This is a genomic window from Mycobacterium sp. NPDC003449 (genome assembly GCF_053588415.1).
The window spans coordinates 46,878-69,081 of sequence record NZ_JBSFPX010000006.1; the positions used below are offsets into that span (position 1 = coordinate 46,878).

Below are 22,204 nucleotides of genomic sequence, written 5' to 3' on the forward strand. Positions count from 1 at the left end.
TGGGTCGGGTGCGGCGGCATGAACGATCGACCAGGTGGTTGGGCACAATGAGCGAATGTCTGAGCCGCTGATTCTGGCCCTGGAGGGCCACACGCCCCGCCTGGACCCCGAGAGCTGGGTCGCCCCCAATGCGGCGGTGATCGGCAACGTGACCCTCGCCGCCAAGGCCAGCGTCTGGTACTCGGCCACCCTGCGTGCCGAGTTCGACGGCATCGAGGTGGGTCGGGGTTCCAACGTCCAGGACGGCGCCACGGTCCATGCCGATCCCGGATTTCCGGTGACGATCGGGGCGGAGGTGACCGTCGGCCACAATGCCGTGGTGCACGGATGCACCATCGAGGACGGCTGCCTGATCGGGATGGGTGCCATCATCGGCAACGGCGCGCGGATCGGCGCCGGGTCGCTGATCGCCCCTGGAGCGGTGGTTCCGCAGGGGCTGACCGTGCCGCCCAGGTCGTTGGTGGCCGGCGTGCCCGCCAAGGTGCGCCGGGAACTCAGCACCGACGAAATCAAGCTGAACAGTGTGAACGCCCCGGCCTATCAGTACCTGATCGGCGTGCACAGCGCGGCCGGCCAGGTCGGATCCGCGGGGTAGGGCCGGCACGGCGTTGCACTAGACTTACCGGCTACGTCTCGTGGCAAAGGAACCCGGTGCGATTCCGGGGCGGTTCCGCCACTGTGAGGGCCGCCCGGCCCGCAGCCAGATACTGGCCACGGGATTCCTGTCCATGAGGGGCGAGAACCCCGAGAAGGAATCGTCGATGACTGAATCAATGACCGCGCACCGGGTCGCGCTGCTGTCCACCTCCGACACCGACCTGCTGTCCGCACGGGCCAGCGGTGCGGCCTTCGATCTGGGCAATCCCGCGCGCCAGGACATCGAGCCCGTGCTGGCGCACGCCGACCTGGTGGTGCTGCGGGTGCTGGGATCCTCGGCCGAGATCGAGCAGGAGCTGGCCGCGGTCCGGGCCACCGGCCTGCCGCTGGTCGTGCTGGGCGGTGAGCGGCAACCCAGCGCGGAGCTGATGGAGCAGTCGACGGTGGCCATCGGCGTGGCCGCCCAGGCACACCAGTACCTGGCCGAGGGCGGGCCGGGCAACCTCGCCCAGCTGCACGCCTTCCTCTGCGACACCGTGCTGCTGACCGGGCAGGGCTTCGATGCGCCCGCGATCATCCCGGAATGGGGACTCGGGCAGCGGCCGGGGCGCGACACCGCGGCACCCGCCGACGACACCACCCCACGCATCGGGGTGCTCTACTACCGGGCCCACGAGGTCAGCGGCAACGCCGCATTCGCGCACGCGCTCGTCGACGCGATCGACCGGACCGGGCAGGCGGTCGGCGCACCGGTATTCGCCTCGTCGTTGCGCAAGGCCCCCCAGGACCTCTACGACACCTTGGGGTCGTTCGACGCGCTGATCGTCACCATGCTCGCGGCTGGCGGGGCGATGCCGGCCGGAGCCGGGGCCGGCGAGGACGATGCGGGATGGGACATCGAGCGGATTGCCGCGCTGGACATTCCTGTGCTGCAGGGACTTTGCCTGACCTCATCGCGTGCCGAGTGGGAGGCCAACGACGACGGCGTGACGCCGCTGGATTCCGCGACGCAGGTCGCGATTCCGGAGTTCGACGGCAGGATCATCACGGCACCGTTCTCCTTCAAGGAGATCGACGCCGACGGCCTTCCGCACTACGTGTCCGACGCCGAACGGTGCGCCAGGGTCGCGGGGATCGCGGTCAACCATGCGCGGCTGCGCCGAATCCCCAACGGCGACAAGAAGTTGGCCCTGGTCCTCTCGGCTTACCCGACCAAACATTCCCGGGTCGGTAACGCCGTCGGCCTCGACACCCCGGCGTCGGCGGTGCGGCTGCTGCGGCGGCTGGCCGATGCGGGCTACGACATCGGCGACGGATTCGGCGTCCTCGGCATCGAGGACGAGACCGAGGCCGGTGACCGGCTGATCCACACCCTGATCGAAGCCGGCGGACAGGACGCCGACTGGCTGACCTCGACGCAGCTGACCGATGCCCAGGTGACGGTCGGCGCCGAGCAGTACGCGCGGTGGACGGCGGACCTGCCCGCGGACCTGCGCGACGCGATGACCGCCACCTGGGGCGCGGCGCCGGGCGGGCTGTTCGTCAACGAGGCGGGCGAGATCGTGCTGGCGGCGCTGCGGTCGGGCAACCTGGTGCTGATGATCCAGCCGCCGCGCGGTTTCGGTGAGAACCCGGTGGCCATCTACCACGATCCCGACCTGCCGCCGAGCCACCACTATCTGGCCGCATACCGTTGGCTCGAGCACGGTTTCGGTGCGCATGCGGTCGTGCACCTGGGCAAGCACGGCTCGATGGAATGGCTGCCGGGCAAGAACGCCGCCCTGTCCGCGGCGTGTGCGGCCGATGCGACGATCGGCGGGCTGCCGCTGATCTACCCGTTCCTGGTCAACGATCCCGGCGAGGGGGCGCAGGCCAAACGGCGGGCCCACGCCACCATCGTGGATCACCTGATCCCGCCGATGGCCAGGGCCGAAAGCTACGGTGACATCGCCCGGTTGGAGCAACTGCTCGACGAGTACGGCAACATCGCCTCGATGGATCCGGCGAAACTGCCCGCCATCCGGGGTGAGATCTGGAATCTGATGCGGGCCGCCGAGATGCACCGCGACCTCGGGCTCGACGACCGGCCCGACGACGAGGAGTTCGACGACTTCCTGCTGCACGTCGACGGCTGGCTGTGTGAGATCAAGGACGCCCAGATCCGCGACGGCCTGCACGTGCTGGGCGGCGCACCGGTCGGGGAGCCGCGGGTCAACCTGGTGCTGGCCATCCTGCGCGCCGCGCAGGTATGGGGCGGTCAGGACCGCGCGGTGCCGGGGCTGCGTACCGCGCTCGGCCTCAAGGACGGCGCCGAGACCACCGCGGTCGACGAGATCGAAACCCGGGCACGCCAACTCGTCGAGCAGATGGAGGCCGCGGGCTGGGATGCGGCGGTGGCCGACACGCTGCACCCCGACCCGAACGTGCGGCAGGTGCTGCGGTTCGCCGCCACCGAGGTGGTCCCCCGGCTGTCCGGAACGGCCGGTGAACTCGACGCCGTGATCCACGCCCTCGCGGGCGGTTTCGTGCGCCCCGGACCGTCGGGTTCGCCGCTGCGCGGCCTGGTCAACGTGCTGCCCACCGGCCGGAACTTCTACACCGTCGACCCGAGGGCGGTGCCGTCGCGGCTGGCCTGGCAGACCGGCCAGGCCATGGCCGAATCCCTGGTGGCGCGCTACCTCGACGACACCGGCGGCTACCCGGAATCGGTCGGGCTGTCGGTGTGGGGTACCAGCGCCATGCGGACCTCGGGCGACGACATCGCCGAAGTGCTTGCGCTGCTAGGTGTTCGGCCGGAATGGGATGAGGCCTCGCGCCGGGTGAGCCGCCTCGAGCTGGTTTCGCTGGAGGAACTCGGGCGCCCGCGCATCGACGTCACGGTGCGGATCTCCGGATTCTTCCGGGACGCCTTCCCGCACGTCGTCGGCATGCTCGACGATGCGGTCCGGATGGTGGCGACCCTGGACGAGCCCGACGAACAGAACTTCGTCGCCGCGCACGCCCGCGCCGACATCGCCGAGCACGGTGACGAGCGGCGGGCCACCACCCGGGTTTTCGGTTCCAAACCGGGGTCCTACGGTGCCGGGATCCTCCAGGTGATCGAGGCGCGCACCTGGCGCGACGACAACGACCTGGCCGAGGTGTACACCGCGTGGGGCGGATTCGCCTACGGGCGGGGGCTGAACGGGGTGGCGGCGGCCGAGGACATGCGCACCAACTATGCGCGGATCAAGGTGGCGGCCAAGAACATCGACACCCGCGAGCACGATATCGCCGACAGCGACGACTATTTCCAGTACCACGGCGGCATGGTGGCGACCATCCGGGCGCTCACCGGGTCCGACCCCAAAGCCTATGTGGGGGACTCGACCACGCCGGACGCGGTCCGGACCAGGACGCTGGCCGAGGAGACCGCGCGGGTGTTCCGGGCCAGGGTGGTCAATCCGCGCTGGATCACCGCGATGCGCAGGCACGGTTACAAGGGTGCCTTCGAGCTGGCCGCGACCGTGGACTACCTGTTCGGGTTCGACGCCACCGCTGGCGTCGTCCACGACTGGATGTACGAGAAGCTCGCGCAGGAATACGTGCTCGACCCCGCCACCCGGGAGTTCCTCAACACCTCCAATCCGTGGGCGCTGCACGGCATCGTGGAGCGGCTGCACGAGGCGGCCGACCGGGGATTGTGGGCCGAGCCGTCGCCCGAGACCCTCGCCGCCCTGCAACAGGCCTACCTCGAGGTCGAGGGCGACCTGGAGGACCGCTGAGATGAGCGGGCCGGTCCGGATCAGGGTGCTCGGCGTCGGAATGGGGCCGCGGCAGGTGACCCCTGAGGTGGCCGACGCGCTGCGGGCCGTCGACTACGTCCTGGCCGCCGACAAGGGCGACGGCGAGCGCGCCGACGGGCTGCTCGAGCTGCGGCGCCAGATCGTGGCCGCCTGTCCCGGCCCGGCCGGGCCTGCCGAGATCGTGGTGGTGCCCGACCCGCAACGGGACCGCTCGGCGAGCCTCAGCAACACCGGTTACCAAGGGGCGGTGGCCGATTGGCATGAGGCGCGGGCCCAGGCCTATGCCGATATCCTCGCGCGGCGCGGCGGGACCGCGGCATTCCTGGTCTGGGGCGACCCGTCGCTGTACGACTCGACCATCCGGATCGTCGAGAAGATCCGCGCCCTCGGCGTCGCGCTGACCTTCGACGTGCTGCCCGGGGTCAGTGCGCCGCAACTGCTCGCCGCCCGGCACCGCATCGTGCTGCACGAGGTCGGCAGGCCCGTGCACATCACCACCGGACGGCGGCTGCAGGAAGCCGTCGCGGCCGGGCAGGACAACATCATCGCGATGCTCAACCCGCCGCCCGAGCGGCTCGACCTGACCGGGCTTGCGGACTGGACGATCTGGTGGGGTGCGAATCTGGGGGCGGCCGGGGAACGCCTCGTCACCGGCAGGCTCGGCGAGGTGCTGGAGCCGATCACGGCGGCCCGCGCCGAGGCGAAGACCGAAGCCGGCTGGGTGATGGATCTCTTTCTGCTGAGGAAGAACTGATGGCCGGCCTGCTGGTCGCGGGCACCACAAGCGATGCGGGCAAGAGCGCGGTCACCACCGGCCTGTGCCGGGCGCTGGCCCGGCGCGGTGTCAAGGTGGCGCCCTACAAGGCGCAGAACATGTCCAACAACTCGATGGTGTGCGCCGGGCCCGACGGTACGGGCGTGGAAATCGGCCGCGCACAATGGGTGCAGGCCCGCGCGGCCCGCGCGACACCCGAGGCCGCGATGAACCCGGTGCTGCTCAAACCGGGCAGCGACCGGCGCAGCCACGTGGTGCTGATGGGCCGCCCCTGGGGCGAGCTCGCCTCGGCGGACTGGTTCGAGGGCAGGCGCGAACTCGGGTCCGCCGCCCACGCCGCCTTCGACGACCTGGCCTCCCGCTACGATGTGGTGATCGCCGAAGGGGCGGGCAGCCCAGCCGAAATCAACCTGCGGGCAGGCGATTACGTGAACATGGGGCTGGCGCGGCATGCCGGGTTGCCGACCGTGGTGGTGGGTGACATCGACCGCGGCGGGGTGTTCGCGGCCTTCCTCGGCACGGTGGCGCTGCTGGCGGCCGAGGACCAGGCACTGGTGGCCGGCTTTGTGGTCAACAAGTTCCGCGGCGACCTCGACCTGCTGGCCCCCGGGCTGCGCGACCTCGAACGCGTCACCGGCCGCCGGGTCTATGGAACCCTGCCGTGGCGTCCCGATGTGTGGCTGGACTCCGAGGACGCGCTGGATCTGGCGGGCCGGCGCTCGGCGGACACCGGTGCACGCCGGGTGGCGGTGATCCGGCTGCCGCGGATCAGCAACTTCACCGATGTCGACGCGCTGGGACTCGAACCCGGCCTCGACGTCGTGTTCGTCTCCGACCCACGCGCACTGGGCGACGCCGACCTGGTGGTGCTGCCCGGGACTCGCGCCACCATCGCCGATCTGGGGTGGCTGCGCTCCCGCGGCCTGGACACCGCGATCGCCGCCCACGTCGCGGCGGGCAGGCCGGTGCTGGGGATCTGTGGCGGGTTCCAGATGCTGGGCCGGGTGATCCGCGATCCCGACGGTGTCGAGGGAGCGGTCGCCGAGGTCGACGGGCTCGGCCTGCTCGACGTCGAGACCACCTTCGCGGCGTCGAAGGTGCTGCGGCTGCCGCACGGGCGTGGGCTCGGCGTCGCGGCATCGGGCTACGAGATCCACCACGGCCGGATCACCCGCGGGTGCGGGGCCGAGGAGTTTCTCGGCGGGGCCCGCACCGGGCCGGTGTTCGGCACCATGTGGCACGGCTCGCTGGAGGGCGATGCGCTGCGCGCGGCCTTCCTGGCCGAAACCCTCGGCCTGGCACCGTCGGAGGTGTCCTTCCCGGACGCGCGCGAGCGCCGCCTGGACCTGTTGGGCGACCTGGTCGAGCGCCATCTCGACCTCGACGCGCTGTCGGAGCTGATCGACCGCGGACCCACCGGTCTGCCGTTCCTGGCGCCGGGGGCGCCGTGACCCGGATCCTGCTGCTCGGCGGAACGTCGGAGGCCAGGGCGCTGGCGGCCCGCCTGGTCGACGACGGGGTCGACGTGATGAGTTCGCTGGCCGGGCGGGTCGCGCGGCCCCGGATGCCGGCAGGTCCGGCCCGGATCGGGGGCTTCGGCGGGGTCGAGGGCCTGCGGGCCGCGCTCGCCGACTACGACGCCGTCGTCGACGCCACCCACCCGTTCGCCGTCACCATGTCACAGCACGCGGTGAGCGCGTGCACCACCGGCCGGCGCCGCTGGCCCCTGCTGCGGCTGCAGCGCCCCGGCTGGGCCGACCGTTCGAAGCCCTCGTGGCAGTGGGTGGACACCCACGCGCAGGCGGCGCAGGCGGCCCGGTGCGGGCACCGCCCGGTGCTCACCGTCGGTCGCCAGCAGCTCGCCCAGTTCGTTCCCGCGCTCAACGACCGTGCCGTGCTGGCCCGCGTCGTCGATCGGCCCGACTTCGAGCTTCCCGGGGGCTGGCAAGTGGTCAACGACCGGGGCCCCTACGAACTGGCCGACGAGCTGCGGCTGCTTCGCGATCACCGGGCAGATGTGCTGGTCACCAAGGATTCCGGTGGTGAGTACACCTGGCCGAAGATGCTGGCGGCCCAGGAGCTGGGGTTGCCGGTCGTGATCGTCGCGCGCCCGAGCGTGCCCGGTGACGTGCCGGTGGTCGATACGGTCGAGGAGGCCGTGGCGTGGGTGCGCTCATTGGGCGCACCGACCGCGGGCTAGGCACACCGCGGCGGCGGCCAGCGCCGTACCCCAGCCCACCCGCCTGGCCAGCCGGGCGGTGCGCCCGATGTCGGCGGGCTCGGGGGCCCGGCCGTCACCCATCAGTGCCCGGTGTTCGACCCGGTTGCCGTAGTAGGTGTTGGTGCCGCCCAACCGGATACCGAGCGCGCCGGCGAAACCGGCTTCGATCACGCCCGCGTTCGGGCTGGGATGACCGGCCGCGTCGCGCCGCCAGGCCCGGATCGCCGCGGCCGGATCGGGTCCGAGCAGCGCCGTGAGCAGCCCGGCCGCCCTGGCCCCGGGGAGGCCGATGAGGTCGTCGAAACGTGCTGCGGCCCAACCGAAATGCTCATAACGTGGATTGTGGTGGCCGACCATGGCGTCCAGGGTGTTGGCGGCGCGGTGCGCGACCAGACCGGGGATGCCCGCCGCGGCGCCCCACACCAGCGAACCGACCACGGCATCGCTGGTGTTCTCGGCGACCGATTCGATGACCGCGCGGGCGATCTCGTTCGGGCTCAGGGTCGCGGTGTCGCGGCCGACCAGGCGGCGCAGGTGGCGCCGGGCCCCGTCGAGGTCGTCGGCGGTCAACAGGTCGGACACCGCCGCCGCCTCGCGTTCCAGCGACCGTCCGCCGAGCACCGCCCAGGTCACCGCCGCCGTGCCCGCAGCGGTGGCGGCGGGCCCCGTGAGCCGACGCTGCACCGCGCCCGCCGCCAGCGTGCTACCGCCGACCAGCAGCACCACGTAGGCCACGCCACGGCCGCGCCGGTCGGCGTACATCGCCCGCTCCAGCCACGCGGCGGTGCGGCCGAACCCGGCGACCGGGTGAAAACGCCGGGGGTCACCCAGAATCCGGTCGGCGGCGAAGCCCGCCAGCAGCCCGGCGCCGCGGGCGGTCATTCGGTTCACCGGCGTCCTCCGCCTACCATGGCAGCATGCGGATCCTGGTCACCGGTGGCGTCCGGTCGGGGAAATCCCGCCACGCCGAAGGGTTGGTCCCCGCCGCCGGGACGGTCACCTACATCGCACCGGGACGCCCGGCCGACGGCAGCGACGCCGATTGGGATGCCCGGGTCGCGCTGCACCGGTCGCGGCGGCCTGCGCACTGGGTGACCGTGGAGACCGTCGATGTCGCGGCCGCCGTGGCCGGCGCCGACGGGCCGGTCCTGCTCGACTGCCTGGGCACCTGGATGGTCGGCGTCATGGACCGCGAAGGGCTGTGGGATGCCGCCACGGCCGATGCGGCCGCCGCGATCGGCCCACGCCTGGATGCGTTGTGCGATGCGCTGACCGGCAGGCCCGACGCGGTGGTGGTGACCAATGAGGTCGGTCTCGGTGTGGTGCCCGCGCACCGGTCGGGGGTGCTGTTCCGGGACCTGCTCGGCACGATCAACCAGCGGGTCGCCGCCGTGTGCGATGAGGTGCACCTGGTGATCGCGGGACGCGTCCTCACCCTCTGATGAACTCATAGCGGCTCGGTGGCCGCGGCGATCTCCGGCGAGGCGGGCCGGGGGCGAGCCGGCCCGGCATGGCGATGGACGGCATCGGCGAACCGCTGCGCCAGCGTGGGATGCCCGGCCCAGTGGGTGTGCAGATACGCCGCGTGCAGCGCCGGACCCGCGAAACCGTCGCCGCCGGTGGGGGTTTCCCACGCCGCGGTGAGCGGGCCCGCCGTGGGCGTGACCGTGACCCTGGTGCGATGGAACTCGTGCCCGGTCACCTGCTGGCCTGCCGTGGTTAGCAGGGTGTCGGACGGGCTGACCGCGGTCCGGTAGCCGAGGGTCAGGCGCGGCGTCATCTCCGCGGTGGCCGGCACGGCCCCGATCATCGGGGTGCCGTCGAGGGTGCGGCACAGGTAGGTCAGGCCGGCGCATTCGGCGACCGTGGGCACCCCGTCGGCGATGGCCGCCCGCAGCTCGGCGAGCAGCGGTGCGTTACCGCCCAGTTCGGCGGCGTGCACCTCGGGAAACCCGCCGCCGAGGTAGATCCCGGCGGTGTGCGGCGGCAGCGCCGCATCGGTCAGCGGATCGAACTCGACGAGATCGCAGCCCGCGGCCCGCAACAGTTCATCGGTCTCGGCGTAACGGAAGGTGAAGGCCCGGCCGCCGGCGACCGCGACCACCGGCAGGGCCGCCGACGCGGCACCCACCTCGGTCGCCGGATTCCACGCGGCCCCTGGCAGATCGGGCGCCCGCCGGGCGATGTCGAGCACCGCATCGAGGTCGACGTGCCCGTCGACGATGCCGGCCATCCGCGCCACGGTGGCCGCCGACTCGGCGCGCTCGGCCGCAGGCACCAGACCCAGGTGACGGGAAGGGGTTTCGGCGTCGTCATCCCGGGGAAGCGCACCGAGGACCGGTATCCCGCTGGGGGCCAGCGCATCACGCACCTCGTCGGCGTGCCTGCCGGTACGGGCCTTGTTCAGGATGACGCCTGCGATCTGTACGTCCGGATCGAAAGCGGCCAGCCCCGCGACCACCGCGGCATGGGTGCGCGATGCGTGGGAGATGTCGACGACCAGCACCACCGGCGTATTCGTCAGCGCCGCGACATGCGCGGTCGACGCCTCGCCCGCGGCGCCGAGCCGGCCGTCGAAAAGTCCCATGACGCCCTCGATCACGGCGATATCGGCGCGGGCGGCGCCGTGCAGCAGCAGCGGCCCGATGCGCCGCTCGCCGACCAGGAACGGATCGAGGTTACGGCCGGGCCGCCCGGTGGCCATGGCGTGATAGCCCGGGTCGATGAAATCCGGCCCGACCTTGTGACCGGACACCGCAAGACCCCTGGCGGCCAGCGCCGCCATCAAACCGGTCGCCAGCGTCGTCTTGCCGTGCCCGGATGCCGGTGCCGCGATGATCAGCCGCGGCAGCGCGGTGGCTACCATTCGATGCCCCGCTGGCCTTTCTGGCCCGCGTCCATCGGATGCTTCACCTTGCCCATCTCGGTGACCAGGTCGGCGACCTCGGTCAGCGCGGGATCGGCTCTGCGGCCGGTGATCACGACGTGCTGGTGGCCGGGCCGGGCGGCCAGGGTGTCGACGACGTCGGCCACATCCACCCAACCCCAGTTGATCGGGTAGGTGAACTCGTCGAGCACATACAGGTCGTGCGTCTGCTCGGCCAGCCGGCGTTTGATCTCGGCCCAGCCGGCCGCGGCCGCCTCGGCATGGTCGGTTTCACTGCCGGCCTTGCGGCTCCACGACCAGCCCGACCCCATCTTGTGCCATTCGACCGGGCCGCCCTCACCGGTCTCGGTGTGCAGGGCGCCCAGCCGTTCCAGCACGGCCTGTTCCCCGATGCGCCATTTGGCGGACTTCACGAACTGGAACACCCCGATCCGGAAGCCCTGATTCCAGCCGCGCAACGCCAGACCGAAGGCCGCGGTCGACTTTCCCTTGCCGTCACCGGTGTGCACGATCAGCAGGGGCCGGTTGCGGCGCTGGCGGGTGGTGAGCCGGTCGTCGGGTACGACCGATGGTTGGCCCTGTGGCATCAGGCGGCCCCTTTCCTCGTGGCGTGCCGGACGATATCGGTCAGCGCCTCGGCACTGACGTGCGACAGCGGGACATGGTCGGCGCCGAGGTGGTCGGCCAGCTCGGCGGCCAGACCGAGTCGCATCCGGCCGCTTTCGCAGTCCACCACGATGGCGCTGAGATGCTGGGCGGCCAGGCCCGCCGCGATGTGGTGGGCCCGGCCGACCGGGTCGGGGCCCGCCGTGGCGCGGCCGTCGGTGACCAGCACGAGCAGCGGTCGCCGGCCCGGGTCGCGGAGCCGTTCGCGGCGGATCAGCTCGGCCGCCTCGATGAGCCCCTCGGCCAGCGGGGTGCGCCCACCGGTCGGCAGGTCGGCCAGCCTTTTGGCCGCCACATCGACCGAACGGGTTGGCGGGAGGGCGATCTCGGCGCCGCGGTCGCGGAAGGTGACCAGCCCGACGCGATCTCGTCTGCGGTACGCGTCGAGCAGCAGGGACAGGACCGCGGTCTTCACCTGACGCATCCGCTCCCTGGCCGCCATCGAACCGGACGTGTCCACGACGAACAGCACCAGATTGGCTTCGCGGCCCTCCCGGACCGCGCGTCGCACATCCTGGGCGCGCAGCAGCACCCGGCCGTCGGTGCGCCCCCTTGCGGACTGATGGGGGGCCGCGGCCCGCACGGTCTCGACCAGATGGATCCCGGTGCCCGCGGTCGGCGAGGCGGTGGCCCCGATGCGCCGGCCCGTCGAGGTGCGGGCCCGGCTGCGCCTGCCGGCCTGCCCGTCACCCACCCCGGCCACGGTGAACAGCCGGGTCCGGTACGGGTCACCGGCGCCCGTCGGTGCCGGGCTGTCCTTCGGGCCGGGCGACTGCGCGCCGTCGGTGTCGCCGCCGGGAGGGGGCGCGTCCGGCTCGGGCGGGCCCTCGCCGTCGGGCCCGTCCGGATCGGGATCCGGGTCCGGGTCGGAATCGTCTGACGGGGGCAGCAGTTCGTCGAGTTCGCTCTCGTCGAGGCCGGGCTGATCGAACGGGTTGCGCCTGCGCCGGTGCGGCAGCGCCAGCCGGGCCGCGGCCCGGACATCGTCCACGGTGACCCCGTCGCGGCCGGCCCACGCGGCGTGCGCCGCGGCGGTCCGCGCGGTGACGATATCGGCCCGCATCCCGTCGACGCCGAACGCCGAGCACACCTCGGCGATCCGCAGCAGCGTCGCGTCGTCGAGTTCTACCCGGGAAAGGTGCTGTTGGGCTTGGTGAATGCGGTCCCGCAGGCGTTGTTCGGCCGCGGCGTAGCCGGCGCAGAACGCCGCCGGATCCGCATCGAACAGCAGCCGCCTGCGCACCACCTCGGCGCGCTGGGCGGGATCGCGCGGGGCGGCCACCTCGACGCTGAGGCCGAACCGGTCCAGCAGCTGGGGACGCAGTTCCCCCTCCTCCGGGTTCATCGTCCCGACCAGGACGAACCGCGCCGCGTGGGTGACCGAGATGCCGTCGCGTTCCACGGTGAGCCGACCCATCGCGGCGGCGTCGAGCAGCAGGTCGACCAAATGGTCGTGCAGCAGGTTGACCTCGTCGACGTAGAGGATGCCGCGGTGCGCCTTGGCCAGCAGCCCCGGTTCGTAGTGCACGGCGCCGTCGCTGAGCGCCCGTTCGAGTTGGATCGACCCGGCCACCCGGTCCTCGGTGGCCCCGACGGGCAGCTCCACCAGCCGGACCGGGCGGGTTTCGATCGCGGCGTCCGGACCGAACGGCGCGTCCGGGGACAGCGGTTCCGGCTCGGCGGGATCGGTGGAGAACCGGTCGCCGCCGATGACCCGGATATCGGGCAGCACCCGGGTGAGGGCGCGGACCAGCGTCGACTTCGCGGTGCCCTTCTCGCCGCGGACCAGCACACCGCCGATGCCGGGGTCGATGGCGCTGAGCACCAGGGCCAGCGCCATATCGTCGAGACCGCCGGGCGCGTCGGGATCGCCGCCGACGACGGCAGGGAAGGGATATAGAGGCAACATGGGAGGCTCCGCTCGTCACTGCCAACGGGTGTTGGGCATGCGGGGCCGGTATTCGGACTGACCGAGCGATCCTCGGAACACCGTAGCGGGCCTGTGCCGGAGTCTCACCGGCTTCCCTCGTTACCCCCGCTGAACCCTGTGGGTACACGGTTCGCGGGGCACCTCGCGACCCTTACGCTAGCACCGCCGCCGGGCTGCCCGCCGACCCGCGGATCACCGTCGTCGGAGCCGGCGTCCATCGGATCCGGAAACCTGAGTGCCCTCACTCCGGCATGGCCTCGGCGAACCGGCGCGCGGCGTCGGTGATGTGCTGCCGGGCCACGCGCTCGGCGGTGTCGGCGTCGCCGGCGGCCAACGCTTCGGTGATCTCGCGGTGCTGGCGCCAGGCCACGTCGAACATGTCGGGGATGGTGCGCAGCATGCCGACCATCGCGCGCTCCACCACCGCCCACATCGGGACCATCGCCCGGCTGAAGTACGGGTTGTCGGTCGACTCGAGAATCGTTCCGTGGAAGTCACGGTCGAGGTCGAGCAGTGCCCGGGTGTCGTTGGCCCCGCCGAGGTCGTCATGGCGCGCCAGGATGGCGAACAGTTTGTCGAGACCGGCCTGCGGGCGGGCCAGCGCCACGTCCCGCACGGCCTTGGCCTCGAGGGCCTCGCGCACCTCATAGGCGGCCTGCACGTCGCGCTTGGACAACGACCGGACCGCGACGCCACCGGAGGCCAGCGGTTCCAGCAGCCCCTCGGACACCAGTTCGGCGGCCGCCGCGCGCACCGGCATCCGGCTGACGCCGAGTTGTTCGGCCACCTGGACCTGGTTGAGCCGGACCCCAGGCGGGATCTCCTCCAGCACGATGGCCAACCGCAGCCGGTCGCGGACCGTGCGGACCAGCGCACTGGAATCCCGCGGCGGCAGGGCCGTGAGCGCCGAGAACGCACCGTCACTAGGCAGGCTCACGGATTGCCTCCTCGCGGGAACGACGTCGAGTGTCTTCTGGATCCACAAACCATTATGGGGCACGGTGCACGGATCCGGTCGCGGGGCTGTCTCCCGACGCGCGTGATGGGTGAGCGTCGCCGCGGTCTGACACAGCACTTGATTGCAGCTGTAATGCAGTCTATGTTTATCCGCATGTCACACCTCTCGACGGGGCGAGTTCGGTGAACGGAATCGGCATCCGCGGTGCGTGGGCGTGAATAGGCAAGGCGGGCACAGGGTTTCGATCGCACGCCGCCTGGGCCGCAACTGGATGGTGTTGGTGGCGGTGGCCGTGATCGCGCTGTCGAGCTTCACGGTGTATCGCCTGCACGGCATCTTCGCGTCCCGCGACGTCATATCAACCCCCACCGGGATCATGGACAACGCCGAGCCGTTCGACCCCAAGCGGGTGCTCATCGAGGTGTTCGGTCCGCCGGGCACGGTGGCCACCATTTCCTACCTGGACGTCGATGCCCAACCGCAGCGGGTCGACGACGTCGCGCTGCCCTGGTCCTATGACGCCTCCACCACGAAACCCGCTATCGCCGTGAATGTTGCGGCCAAAGGGGACAGTGACTCGATCGGCTGTCGCATCACGATCGACAACGAGGTCAAAGACGAGAGAACAGTGAACACTGTGCACGCCTTCACCCACTGTCTGGACAAGTCCGGATGACCCGCGTTCCGGACTTGCTGCGACGGTTCTCCGCCGCGATCGTGTTCTTCTGGCTGGCCGTCGCGATGGTGACGAACGTCTTTGTGCCGCAGTTGGAAACGGTGGCCGAAGCCCACAACGCATCGTTGAGCCCGCAGGACGCACCGTCGCTGCAGGCCGCCAAACGCATCGGCAAGGTGTTCGACGAGTTCAGCTCGGACAGTTCGGCGATGATCGTCCTGGAGGGTGACCAACCACTGGGCGCCGACGCGCACCACTACTACGACGGCCTGGTCGACAAACTCAACCGCGACACCAAACACGTTGAGCACGTGCAGGATTTCTGGGGCGATCCGTTGACCGCAGCCGGATCGCAGAGCTCCGACGGCAAGGCCGCCCTGGTACAGGTGTACCTGGCCGGCAACCAGGGTGAGTCGCTGGCCAACGAATCCGTGGACTCGGTGCGCGACATCGTCGATGACACGCCGGCGCCACCGGGCGTACGGGCGTACGTCACCGGTGCCGCGCCACTGGTCACCGATCAGTTCGAGGTCGGCAGTGACGGCACCTGGAAGACCACCCTGATCACCATCGGAGTGATCATCGTGATGTTGTTGTGGCTGTACCGCCGCATCACCACCGCGATTCTGGTGCTGTTCACGGTGATGATCGAACTGACCGCCTCGCGCGGGGTCGTCGCGGTGCTGGCCAACGCCGGCGCGATCGAACTGTCGACGTATTCGACGAATCTCCTGACGCTGCTGGTGATCGCCGCCGGTACCGACTACGCGATCTTCCTGCTGGGCCGGTTCCACGAAGCCCGCCACGACGGTCAGGACCGGGTCACGGCGTTCAACACGATGTACCACGGCACCGCCCACATCATCCTCGGGTCGGGCCTGACGATCGCCGGTGCGGTGTTCTGCCTGCACTTCACCCGGCTCCCGTACTTCCAGACCCTTGGTATTCCCGCCGCGATCGGCGTCCTTGTCGCGGTGCTGGCCGCGCTGACCTTGGGGCCGTCGGTGATCGCGGTCGGCCGCCACTTCGGGTTGTTCGACCCCGCCCGGGAAATGAAAACCCAGGGCTGGCGGCGGATCGGCACCGCCATCGTGCGCTGGCCCGGCCCCGTGCTGGTGGCCACGATCGCTGTGGCGCTCATCGGCCTTTTGGCCCTGCCTGGGTACACCACCAGCTACGACACCCGCCCGTACATGCCGGCGAGCGCCCCGGCCAATCTCGGCTATGCCGCCGCGGAGCGGCACTTTTCCCCGGCACGCCTCAACCCCGAGTTGCTGATGATCGAAGCCGACCACGACATGCGTAACGCGACGGGCATGATCCTGTTGGAGCGGGTGGCCAAGGAGATCTTCCATACCGACGGGATCGCCGAGGTGCAGTCGATCACCCGGCCGGAGGGCACGCCGCTGGAGCATACGTCCATCCCGTTCCAGATCAGCGCGGGCAGCGTCACCCAGTTCCTGAACCTGCCCTTCCAAGAGGGACAGGCCGACGAGCTTCTCAAACAGGTTGATGTGATCAACGATTCGATCAATATCCTGCGCCAGCAGTATGCGCTGCAGCAGCAGTCGGCCGCGATCACCAATGAGCAAGCCGAAGCGTTCGCTCGGACGATCGAGACCACGAAGGACCTGCAACGCAAGATCGCCGATTTCGATGACTTCTTCCGGCCGATTCGCAACTACTTCTACTGGGAGCCGCACTGCTTCGACATCCCGGCCTGCGCCGCGTTGCGGTCGATATTCGATGCCATCGACGGTATCGACGCGCTGACCTCGGGTCTGAGTGACGTATCGGGAAGTATCGCCAAACTCGATGCGCTGCAACCCAAGCTGCTCGCAATGTTCCCGCCTCAGATCGCCAATCAGGAACGAAACCGGGAACTGATCATGTCGAATCATTCGACCACCTCCGGGCAGAACGACCAGACCGCCGACGGGTTGGACAACGCGGCCGCGATGGGCCAGGCGTTCGATGCGGCCAAAACCGATGACTCGTTCTACCTGCCGCCGGAGGTCTTCACCAACCCTGAATTCCTGCGCGGGGTCAAGTTGTTCCTCTCGCCCGACGGCAAGGCAGCCCGGATGATCATCACCCACGAGGGTGATCCCGCGACGCCGGAAGGCATTGCGCACATCGATCAGATACGCCACGCGGCAAAGGATGCCGTCAAGGGCACCCCGCTGGCGGGGTCCAAGATATACCTCGCAGGCACCGCGGCCACCTACAAGGACATCGCCGACGGTGCGAAATATGATCTGCTGATCGCCGGCGTCGCAGCGCTCAGCCTGATCCTGCTGGTCATGATGTTCATCACCCGCAGCATGATCGCCGCCCTGACCATCGTCGGTACGGTCGCCTTGTCGTTGGGCGCATCCTTCGGGCTGTCGGTGTTGATCTGGCAGTACATCTTCGGTGTCGAGCTGTACTGGATCGTGTTGGCACTGGCTGTCATTCTGCTGTTGGCGGTCGGCTCGGACTACAACCTGCTGCTGGTCTCGCGGTTCAAGGAAGAACTGGGCGCGGGCATCAACACCGGCATCATCCGGGCCATGGCCGGCTCCGGCTCCGTCGTGACCTCAGCAGGTCTGGTGTTCGCCGCGACGATGGCCTCATTCGTGTTCGCCGACCTGCGGGTCCTCGGCCAGGTCGGCACCACGATCGCCCTCGGATTGCTGTTCGACACGCTGATCGTGCGCTCGTTCATGACGCCGGCGATTGCCACGCTGCTCGGCCGGTGGTTCTGGTGGCCGCTGCGGGTGCGGGCCCGCCCGGCCAGCCAGATGCTGCAGCCCTACGGATCCCGTGCCTCGGTGCGTCAGCTGATGCTGTGGGACGACGGTGACGTTGTAGCTCCCACAGCGGAGACGGTGACCCAGAACAAGGGAGGGGCGCAATGAATCTCGGTCTGTGGGGTGCGCTCACGATTCTCTTGGCGGTGCTGGCGCTGATCTTCGCGGCGTGCGCGTTCGTCTACATCGGTCGGCTGGAGCGGCGGACGTCGGCGGTGCTCGGCGAGAAGTTGGGCGCCCACAAAGCGATACTGGCCAAGGTGCGCAAACGTCGGCCACTGACGCAGGATGAGTTCGACTACGCGCAGGAATTGGTCTCCGACGCCCGGTCGCCGCTGGCTTATGCGATACCGGCCGTCCTGTTCACCGCGGGAGCGTTCTATGTCGTCGGCTGTCTGCATGAACTCGATGTCCACGGCGGCAACCCCTCGTTCCGGACGTTCATCGGGGGCCTCACCATGCTGGGCTCGTTCAACATCTTCGGGCAGCTGCGCAGGGTGGCACGCCTCAAATCGCGACTGCGGGATGCGGCCGTCCTGAGTTGAACCACCAACTGGCTTAATTCCGTGCCGGTTATGCAGCGATAGGGTGATTCTGTGTCACGTAGCAACATCAGCTCCACGTCCGTCCGGACCGTTGCGCCGGAGTTGATCGAGGCCGCGGTGCGTGCCGCGGACGTACTCAACCGAGACATCGTCGATGTCCCCGTCAGCGCCATCGCCGCCGAAGCCCACATCTCCCGCAGCACGCTGATTCGCAGGCTGGGCGGATCCCGCACTGTTCTGGACGCCGCTGTCCGCGCCGCAGGCATCGACCCCGGCGGCCGCCCCCCGGTACGGGTGCGGGCACTCGCCTCAGCCGCGCAGCTGATCAGCAAGAACGGCCTGGCCGCGACCACGCTCGACATCATCGCCGAACACGCCGCCTGCTCCGTATTCAGCCTGCACGCCGTGTTCGGCGGACGGGACGAACTGCTACGCGCGGTGTTCGACCAGTACAGTCCCGTCCGCGACATCGAAAGCTACTTCGCCACTGCGCAGGACGATCTTTACGCCACAGTGCACGGCTTTTACCGCACCGTGGCCCAGGCGCTCAGCCGTGAACCGCGTGTCACCCCCGCGATGCTGGCCGAGGTGTACTCGCGGCCAGAAAGTGCCACAGTTCAATCCCTGACCCGGCACGCAGTTCCGCGAATGTTGGGAACCGTTGGCGCCTGGTTCGAGACGGAGATCGCAGCCGGACGCGTCCGTGATCAACCGGTGCTGGTGCTCGTCCAGCAACTGCTCGGCCCCATCGTCTTTCACATGCTCATGCGTCCGGCCTTCCCCGACAACCTCGGAGTCGTCCTCCCTGATGTCGAGAGCGTCTGTGACAACCTGACCACCAATTTCCTTGCGGCTGTAGCTGTCTGAACACAACAGCGGGCAGCTTGCCCGGAAACCCGAAGATCACTGCGCGTAGCGCGCGACCTCGGCATCGTTCCACGGGCCGACCGCATGGCGCGGCGGGACCAGCGCCAGGCCACCGAGATAGTCGGGGGACTTGGCGGTGCGCGAGACCAGGACGTCGACGACGGCCGGGGCGTTCTCCATCGCGCGTTTCAGCGCATCGGCCAGCTGACCCGGATCCTCCACCCGCTCACCGTGGGCGCCGAGGCTCTGCGCGAACAGGTCGTAGCGGCAGCCCGGCAGGTCCACGCCCACCAGGTTGTTGTCGAAGCGGTCGACCTGGTCGTGACGCTCGATGTTCCACGCCTCGTTGTTCACCACGACGAAGACCACCCGGGCGTTGTGCCGGACGGCGGTGTCCACCTCGACCCCGGTGAATCCGAAGCTGCCGTCACCGATCACGGCGATCACCGGTTCCTGCGGGCGCAGCAGTGCCGCCGCGATCCCGAACGGCACGCCGACCCCGAGGCAGCCGAGGGCGCCGCAGTCCAGGTAGTCGACGGGTTTGAGGCCGACCCGGGCGAAGGACAGGATGTCGCCCCCGTCGGCGATCGCCACCGACCGGTCCGAGAGCAGGTCGTTGACCGCCCCGACGACGAAGTTCGGCGACATCCGGCCCGCCGGATCGAGGTCCGGGGAGGCCAGCGTGGTGGCCAGCTTGCGCACCCGCTTGGTGTTGGACTGCTGCATGTCCTCGATCCAGGCCCGATCCGGGGCATCGGGGGTGGCGCCCGCCCAGGCCAGCGCCGCCAACGCCGACCCGGTGCTGGCGTGCAGCTCGACATCGCCGCGGCGGTTCTCGCCGAGTTCTTCGAAACAGGTACCGATGCGCAGGAATCGGGCGTCGGGCGCGAACACCGCGGGCGACCCGTAGCCGAGCTGGAAATCCAGCCGCCTGCCCAGGGTGATCACCAGGTCGGCCTCGCGCATGGCCCGGCCCCGGACCGCGGGCACGAATGACGGCACGTCGTCGCGGATGACGCCGCGGCTCTCACCGGAGTCCAGGTACAGCGCGTTGGCGTCGGCGAGGAAGCTCGTCAACTCGGCGGGCACCTTGCGCACCGACCGGCCGCCGATCACCACGATCCGCGACGACCCGCGGATCAGTTCGGCGGCCTGGTCGACGGCGCAGGCGTCGGGTGCCAATTCGACGGCCGGGCGCGGCTGCAGGCCGGCCGCGGGGATGTCGGCGTCGTGCACGGTCTCCTCCAGCAGGTCGGTGGAGAAGTCGATGTAGGCGGGCCCGGTGGCGCCGGTCGCCGATCCCAGCGCGGCGGCGATCACCTTGTCCAGCCGGGGGATCACGTGGTGGCGTTCGGACACCTGCTCGGTGAGCCGGCAGATCGGGCGCACGATCTCGGCCTGGGCGATGTCCTGCATGGCGCCCATCCCGGTCTGGGGGCGCGGGGGCCGTCCGGACAGCACCAGGACCGGACTTCGGGATACGAACGCGTTGGAGATGGCGGTGACGGCATTGGTCAGGCCGGGCCCCGCGGTCACCATCGCCACGCCCAGTTCGCCCGACAGCTCGGCCGTCGCATGCGCCATGTACACGGCGGCACCCTCATGGCGGACGTCGACGATCTCGATCCCGGCCCGGGCCGCCGCATCCCACAGCGGCTGGATGTGACCGCCGCACAGACCGAAGATGCGCTGTACGCCTTGGGCTTTGAGCCGGACCGCGATGAGCTGGGCGACCGTCATCTGACTCATATGACCACCAATCCGAATATGGGGAGGCTTTGTGGATCACGTATTGCAAATCCTGGATCCAGAGTCCATAGTAACAGGCATCACAATTGACACCAGCCCACGGAAGGGATCACATGACGGTCTCCGAAACCCGGGAAAGCGGCGGCACGCAGGGCGCCGGTGACACCTTCACGACGCTTTCCGGCATCCCCATCGACGCGAATTACGACGCGACCAGGCTCGACGGGTGGGATCCGCAGACCAGGCTCGGCGATCCGGGCGGATACCCCTACACCCGCGGGCCCCACCCCACCATGTACCGGACCCGGCAGTGGACCCGCCGCCAGGTGGTCGGACTGGGCACGGCCCCCGAGACCAACCAGCGCAACAAGTACGTCATCGAGCAGGGCCAGACCGGCCTGTCCAACGACTACGACGTGCCGACCCTGATCGGGCTCGACTCCGACGACCCCCGCGCGGTCGGCGAGGTGGGCCGCACCGGCGTCGCGATCGACACCCTCGGCGATATGTACGACCTCTTCGAGGGCATCGACCTGGAGAACATCAGCGTCTCGATGACGATCAACCACCCGGCCTTCGTGCTCGTGGGCCAGTACGTGGCCGCCGCGCAGATGCGCGGTTTCGATCTGGCCAAACTCGGCGGCACGGTGCAGAACGACCCGCTCAAGGACTTCTACGCCCAGAAGACCTACATCTTCCCGCCCGCGCCTTCGGTGCGGCTGGCCTGCGACCTGATCGAGTACTGCGCCGAGCACATGCCCCGGTGGAATGGGATCAGCCTCAACGGCTACAACATTCGTGAGGCCGGCACCACCGCCGACCAGGAACTGGCCTTCACGTTCGCGCATGCCATCGCCTACATCGAGGACCTGCTCGGCCGCGGCCTGCCCATCGACGGCTTCGTCGGCCGGTTCTCCTTCATCTTCAACGTGCACAACGACTTTCTCGAAGAGATCGCCAAACTCCGTGCCGCACGCAGGATCTGGGCTCAGCTGGTGCACGACCGCTACGGTGCCGACCCCAAGAACTGCAAGCTGCGAACCCACGTCCAGACCGGCGGCAGCACCATGACCTACCAGCAGCCCGAGGTGAACCTGATCCGTGGCGCCCTGCAGTCGATGGCGGGCGCGCTGGGCGGGGTGCAGTCGATGGCGGTGTCGTGCTTCGACGAGGCGTACTCGATCCCGTCCGAGTTCGCACAGCGGATGTCGCTGCGGACCCAGCAGGTCGTCGCCTACGAGAGCGGTGTCACCAATGTGGTCGACCCGTTGGCCGGCTCCTACTACATCGAGAGCCTCACCGACGAGATCGAGCGCCGGACCTGGAACTGGATGGAGCAGGTCGAGGCCCAGGGCGGCGCCGTCCGCGGCGTCGAGAACGGGTGGCTGGAGCAGACCGTGTCCGACACCGCGCACGCCCAGCAACTGCGGATCATGAACGGCACCCGCACCATCGTCGGGGTCAACGATTTCAAGGGAACCCAGGGCGAGCGCCCGATCGAGACCTTCCGCGTCGACGAGCAGTCCGAGAAGGAGCAGGTGCTGCGCCTGGAGAAGGTCCGCGCCGAACGCGACGCCGCCGCGGTCGACCGCACCCTCGACGACCTGCAGCGCGTCGTCGCCGACGGCGGCAACGTGATGGCGGCGGTGATCGCGGCCAGCAAGGCGCACGCCTCCCAGGGCGAGATCGTCAAACGAGTCATCGCCGAGGTCGGCGAATACACCGCACCCCCGATCTTCTGACACTCACGAAAGGC

Annotated in this window: 17 protein-coding genes and 2 riboswitches; of the genes, 11 read left to right on the forward strand and 6 right to left on the reverse strand. The window is 69.8% G+C overall.

The window, feature by feature from the left end; translation table 11 throughout:
• Nucleotides 1-55 precede the first annotated feature (55 nt).
• The 5 genes from ACWDTP_RS03365 (at nt 56) to ACWDTP_RS03385 (ending at nt 7,357) form a co-directional block, all read left to right on the forward strand.
• On the forward strand, nt 56-595 hold the full coding sequence (locus ACWDTP_RS03365; protein WP_450016572.1) for a gamma carbonic anhydrase family protein: 540 nt from the start codon (nt 56-58) through the stop codon (nt 593-595).
• Nucleotides 596-619: 24 nt separating this feature from the next.
• A riboswitch (cobalamin riboswitch) is annotated at nt 620-730 on the forward strand.
• A gap of 31 nt (nt 731-761) precedes the next feature.
• Entirely contained in the window at nt 762-4,361 is a 3,600-nt protein-coding gene (cobN, locus tag ACWDTP_RS03370) for a cobaltochelatase subunit CobN (RefSeq protein ID WP_450016574.1), read from the forward strand.
• 1 nt (nt 4,362) lies between these two features.
• Nucleotides 4,363-5,136 (forward strand): precorrin-6A synthase (deacetylating), encoded by a 774-nt coding sequence (gene cobF / locus ACWDTP_RS03375; protein ID WP_450016576.1) that lies wholly within the window; start codon nt 4,363-4,365, stop codon nt 5,134-5,136.
• Nucleotides 5,136-6,608 carry a cobyric acid synthase gene (locus ACWDTP_RS03380; protein ID WP_450016578.1) on the forward strand — a complete coding sequence of 491 codons (1,473 nt, stop codon included), beginning with the start codon at nt 5,136-5,138 and terminating at the stop codon, nt 6,606-6,608. The genes cobF and ACWDTP_RS03380 overlap by 1 nt, the downstream gene beginning before the upstream one ends.
• The gene (locus ACWDTP_RS03385; protein WP_450016580.1) at nt 6,605-7,357 is read left to right on the forward strand and encodes a cobalt-precorrin-6A reductase; all 753 of its coding nucleotides are present in this window, start codon (nt 6,605-6,607) and stop codon (nt 7,355-7,357) included. The genes ACWDTP_RS03380 and ACWDTP_RS03385 overlap by 4 nt, the downstream gene beginning before the upstream one ends.
• Here the strand turns inward: ACWDTP_RS03385 and ACWDTP_RS03390 are convergent.
• The gene (locus tag ACWDTP_RS03390) at nt 7,331-8,260 is read right to left on the reverse strand and encodes a cobalamin biosynthesis protein (RefSeq protein ID WP_450016658.1); all 930 of its coding nucleotides are present in this window, start codon (nt 8,258-8,260) and stop codon (nt 7,331-7,333) included. The two genes, ACWDTP_RS03385 and ACWDTP_RS03390, sit on opposite strands and share 27 nt — an antisense overlap.
• Nucleotides 8,261-8,295: 35 nt before the next feature.
• Between ACWDTP_RS03390 and ACWDTP_RS03395 the strand changes: the two genes are divergently transcribed.
• Entirely contained in the window at nt 8,296-8,820 is a 525-nt protein-coding gene (locus tag ACWDTP_RS03395) for a bifunctional adenosylcobinamide kinase/adenosylcobinamide-phosphate guanylyltransferase (RefSeq protein WP_450016582.1), read from the forward strand.
• Between the two features lie 5 nt (nt 8,821-8,825).
• Here the strand turns inward: ACWDTP_RS03395 and ACWDTP_RS03400 are convergent, their stop codons facing one another.
• The 4 genes from ACWDTP_RS03400 to ACWDTP_RS03415 all read right to left on the reverse strand — a co-directional run bounded on the left by ACWDTP_RS03400 (nt 8,826) and on the right by ACWDTP_RS03415 (nt 13,798).
• On the reverse strand, nt 8,826-10,244 hold the full coding sequence (locus ACWDTP_RS03400; protein WP_450016584.1) for a cobyrinate a,c-diamide synthase: 1,419 nt from the start codon (nt 10,242-10,244) through the stop codon (nt 8,826-8,828).
• Nucleotides 10,238-10,852, reverse strand: a complete 615-nt coding sequence (cobO, locus tag ACWDTP_RS03405; protein ID WP_450016586.1) for a cob(I)yrinic acid a,c-diamide adenosyltransferase — start codon at nt 10,850-10,852, stop codon at nt 10,238-10,240. The genes ACWDTP_RS03400 and cobO overlap by 7 nt, the downstream gene beginning before the upstream one ends.
• A complete protein-coding gene (locus ACWDTP_RS03410) occupies nt 10,852-12,840 on the reverse strand; it encodes a VWA domain-containing protein (RefSeq protein WP_450016588.1) in 1,989 nt (662 codons plus the stop codon). The genes cobO and ACWDTP_RS03410 overlap by 1 nt, the downstream gene beginning before the upstream one ends.
• 26 nt (nt 12,841-12,866) lie before the next feature.
• A riboswitch (cobalamin riboswitch) is annotated at nt 12,867-13,021 on the reverse strand.
• Between the two features lie 81 nt (nt 13,022-13,102).
• The gene (locus ACWDTP_RS03415; RefSeq protein ID WP_450016590.1) at nt 13,103-13,798 is read right to left on the reverse strand and encodes a GntR family transcriptional regulator; all 696 of its coding nucleotides are present in this window, start codon (nt 13,796-13,798) and stop codon (nt 13,103-13,105) included.
• Between the two features lie 292 nt (nt 13,799-14,090).
• Between ACWDTP_RS03415 and ACWDTP_RS03420 the strand changes: the two genes are divergently transcribed.
• The 4 genes from ACWDTP_RS03420 to ACWDTP_RS03435 all read left to right on the forward strand — a co-directional run bounded on the left by ACWDTP_RS03420 (nt 14,091) and on the right by ACWDTP_RS03435 (nt 18,699).
• Entirely contained in the window at nt 14,091-14,495 is a 405-nt protein-coding gene (locus tag ACWDTP_RS03420) for an MmpS family transport accessory protein (RefSeq protein WP_450016660.1), read from the forward strand.
• Nucleotides 14,492-17,395 (forward strand): MMPL/RND family transporter, encoded by a 2,904-nt coding sequence (locus ACWDTP_RS03425; protein ID WP_450016592.1) that lies wholly within the window; start codon nt 14,492-14,494, stop codon nt 17,393-17,395. Before ACWDTP_RS03420 ends, ACWDTP_RS03425 begins: the two co-directional genes overlap by 4 nt.
• The gene (locus ACWDTP_RS03430) at nt 17,392-17,832 is read left to right on the forward strand and encodes a hypothetical protein (RefSeq protein ID WP_450016594.1); all 441 of its coding nucleotides are present in this window, start codon (nt 17,392-17,394) and stop codon (nt 17,830-17,832) included. Before ACWDTP_RS03425 ends, ACWDTP_RS03430 begins: the two co-directional genes overlap by 4 nt.
• A gap of 102 nt (nt 17,833-17,934) precedes the next feature.
• The gene (locus ACWDTP_RS03435) at nt 17,935-18,699 is read left to right on the forward strand and encodes a TetR/AcrR family transcriptional regulator (protein WP_450016596.1); all 765 of its coding nucleotides are present in this window, start codon (nt 17,935-17,937) and stop codon (nt 18,697-18,699) included.
• 36 nt (nt 18,700-18,735) lie between these two features.
• Here ACWDTP_RS03435 and ACWDTP_RS03440 read toward each other — a convergent pair whose 3' ends face one another.
• Entirely contained in the window at nt 18,736-20,448 is a 1,713-nt protein-coding gene (locus ACWDTP_RS03440; RefSeq protein ID WP_450016598.1) for a thiamine pyrophosphate-binding protein, read from the reverse strand.
• A 113-nt stretch (nt 20,449-20,561) separates the two neighbouring features.
• On the opposite strand from ACWDTP_RS03440, the gene ACWDTP_RS03445 reads away from it, so the two are divergent.
• Nucleotides 20,562-22,190 (forward strand): acyl-CoA mutase large subunit family protein, encoded by a 1,629-nt coding sequence (locus ACWDTP_RS03445; protein ID WP_450016600.1) that lies wholly within the window; start codon nt 20,562-20,564, stop codon nt 22,188-22,190.
• The last annotated feature ends 14 nt before the right edge of the window (nt 22,191-22,204 follow it).

What these genes read in the sequence shown, in the direction of transcription:
- ACWDTP_RS03420 (WP_450016660.1), top strand. Translation starts at nt 14,091, where the DNA reads ATGGTGTTGGTGGCGGTGGCCGTGATCGCGCTGTCGAGCTTCACGGTG.
- ACWDTP_RS03400 (WP_450016584.1), bottom strand. Translation starts at nt 10,244, where the DNA reads ATGGTAGCCACCGCGCTGCCGCGGCTGATCATCGCGGCACCGGCATCC.
- ACWDTP_RS03410 (WP_450016588.1), bottom strand. Translation starts at nt 12,840, where the DNA reads ATGTTGCCTCTATATCCCTTCCCTGCCGTCGTCGGCGGCGATCCCGAC.
- ACWDTP_RS03445 (WP_450016600.1), top strand. Translation starts at nt 20,562, where the DNA reads ATGACGGTCTCCGAAACCCGGGAAAGCGGCGGCACGCAGGGCGCCGGT.
- ACWDTP_RS03390 (WP_450016658.1), bottom strand. Translation starts at nt 8,260, where the DNA reads ATGACCGCCCGCGGCGCCGGGCTGCTGGCGGGCTTCGCCGCCGACCGG.
- cobF (WP_450016576.1), top strand. Translation starts at nt 4,363, where the DNA reads ATGAGCGGGCCGGTCCGGATCAGGGTGCTCGGCGTCGGAATGGGGCCG.
- ACWDTP_RS03425 (WP_450016592.1), top strand. Translation starts at nt 14,492, where the DNA reads ATGACCCGCGTTCCGGACTTGCTGCGACGGTTCTCCGCCGCGATCGTG.
- cobO (WP_450016586.1), bottom strand. Translation starts at nt 10,852, where the DNA reads ATGCCACAGGGCCAACCATCGGTCGTACCCGACGACCGGCTCACCACC.
- ACWDTP_RS03440 (WP_450016598.1), bottom strand. Translation starts at nt 20,448, where the DNA reads ATGAGTCAGATGACGGTCGCCCAGCTCATCGCGGTCCGGCTCAAAGCC.
- ACWDTP_RS03395 (WP_450016582.1), top strand. Translation starts at nt 8,296, where the DNA reads ATGCGGATCCTGGTCACCGGTGGCGTCCGGTCGGGGAAATCCCGCCAC.
- ACWDTP_RS03365 (WP_450016572.1), top strand. Translation starts at nt 56, where the DNA reads ATGTCTGAGCCGCTGATTCTGGCCCTGGAGGGCCACACGCCCCGCCTG.
- ACWDTP_RS03380 (WP_450016578.1), top strand. Translation starts at nt 5,136, where the DNA reads ATGGCCGGCCTGCTGGTCGCGGGCACCACAAGCGATGCGGGCAAGAGC.
- cobN (WP_450016574.1), top strand. Translation starts at nt 762, where the DNA reads ATGACTGAATCAATGACCGCGCACCGGGTCGCGCTGCTGTCCACCTCC.
- ACWDTP_RS03430 (WP_450016594.1), top strand. Translation starts at nt 17,392, where the DNA reads ATGAATCTCGGTCTGTGGGGTGCGCTCACGATTCTCTTGGCGGTGCTG.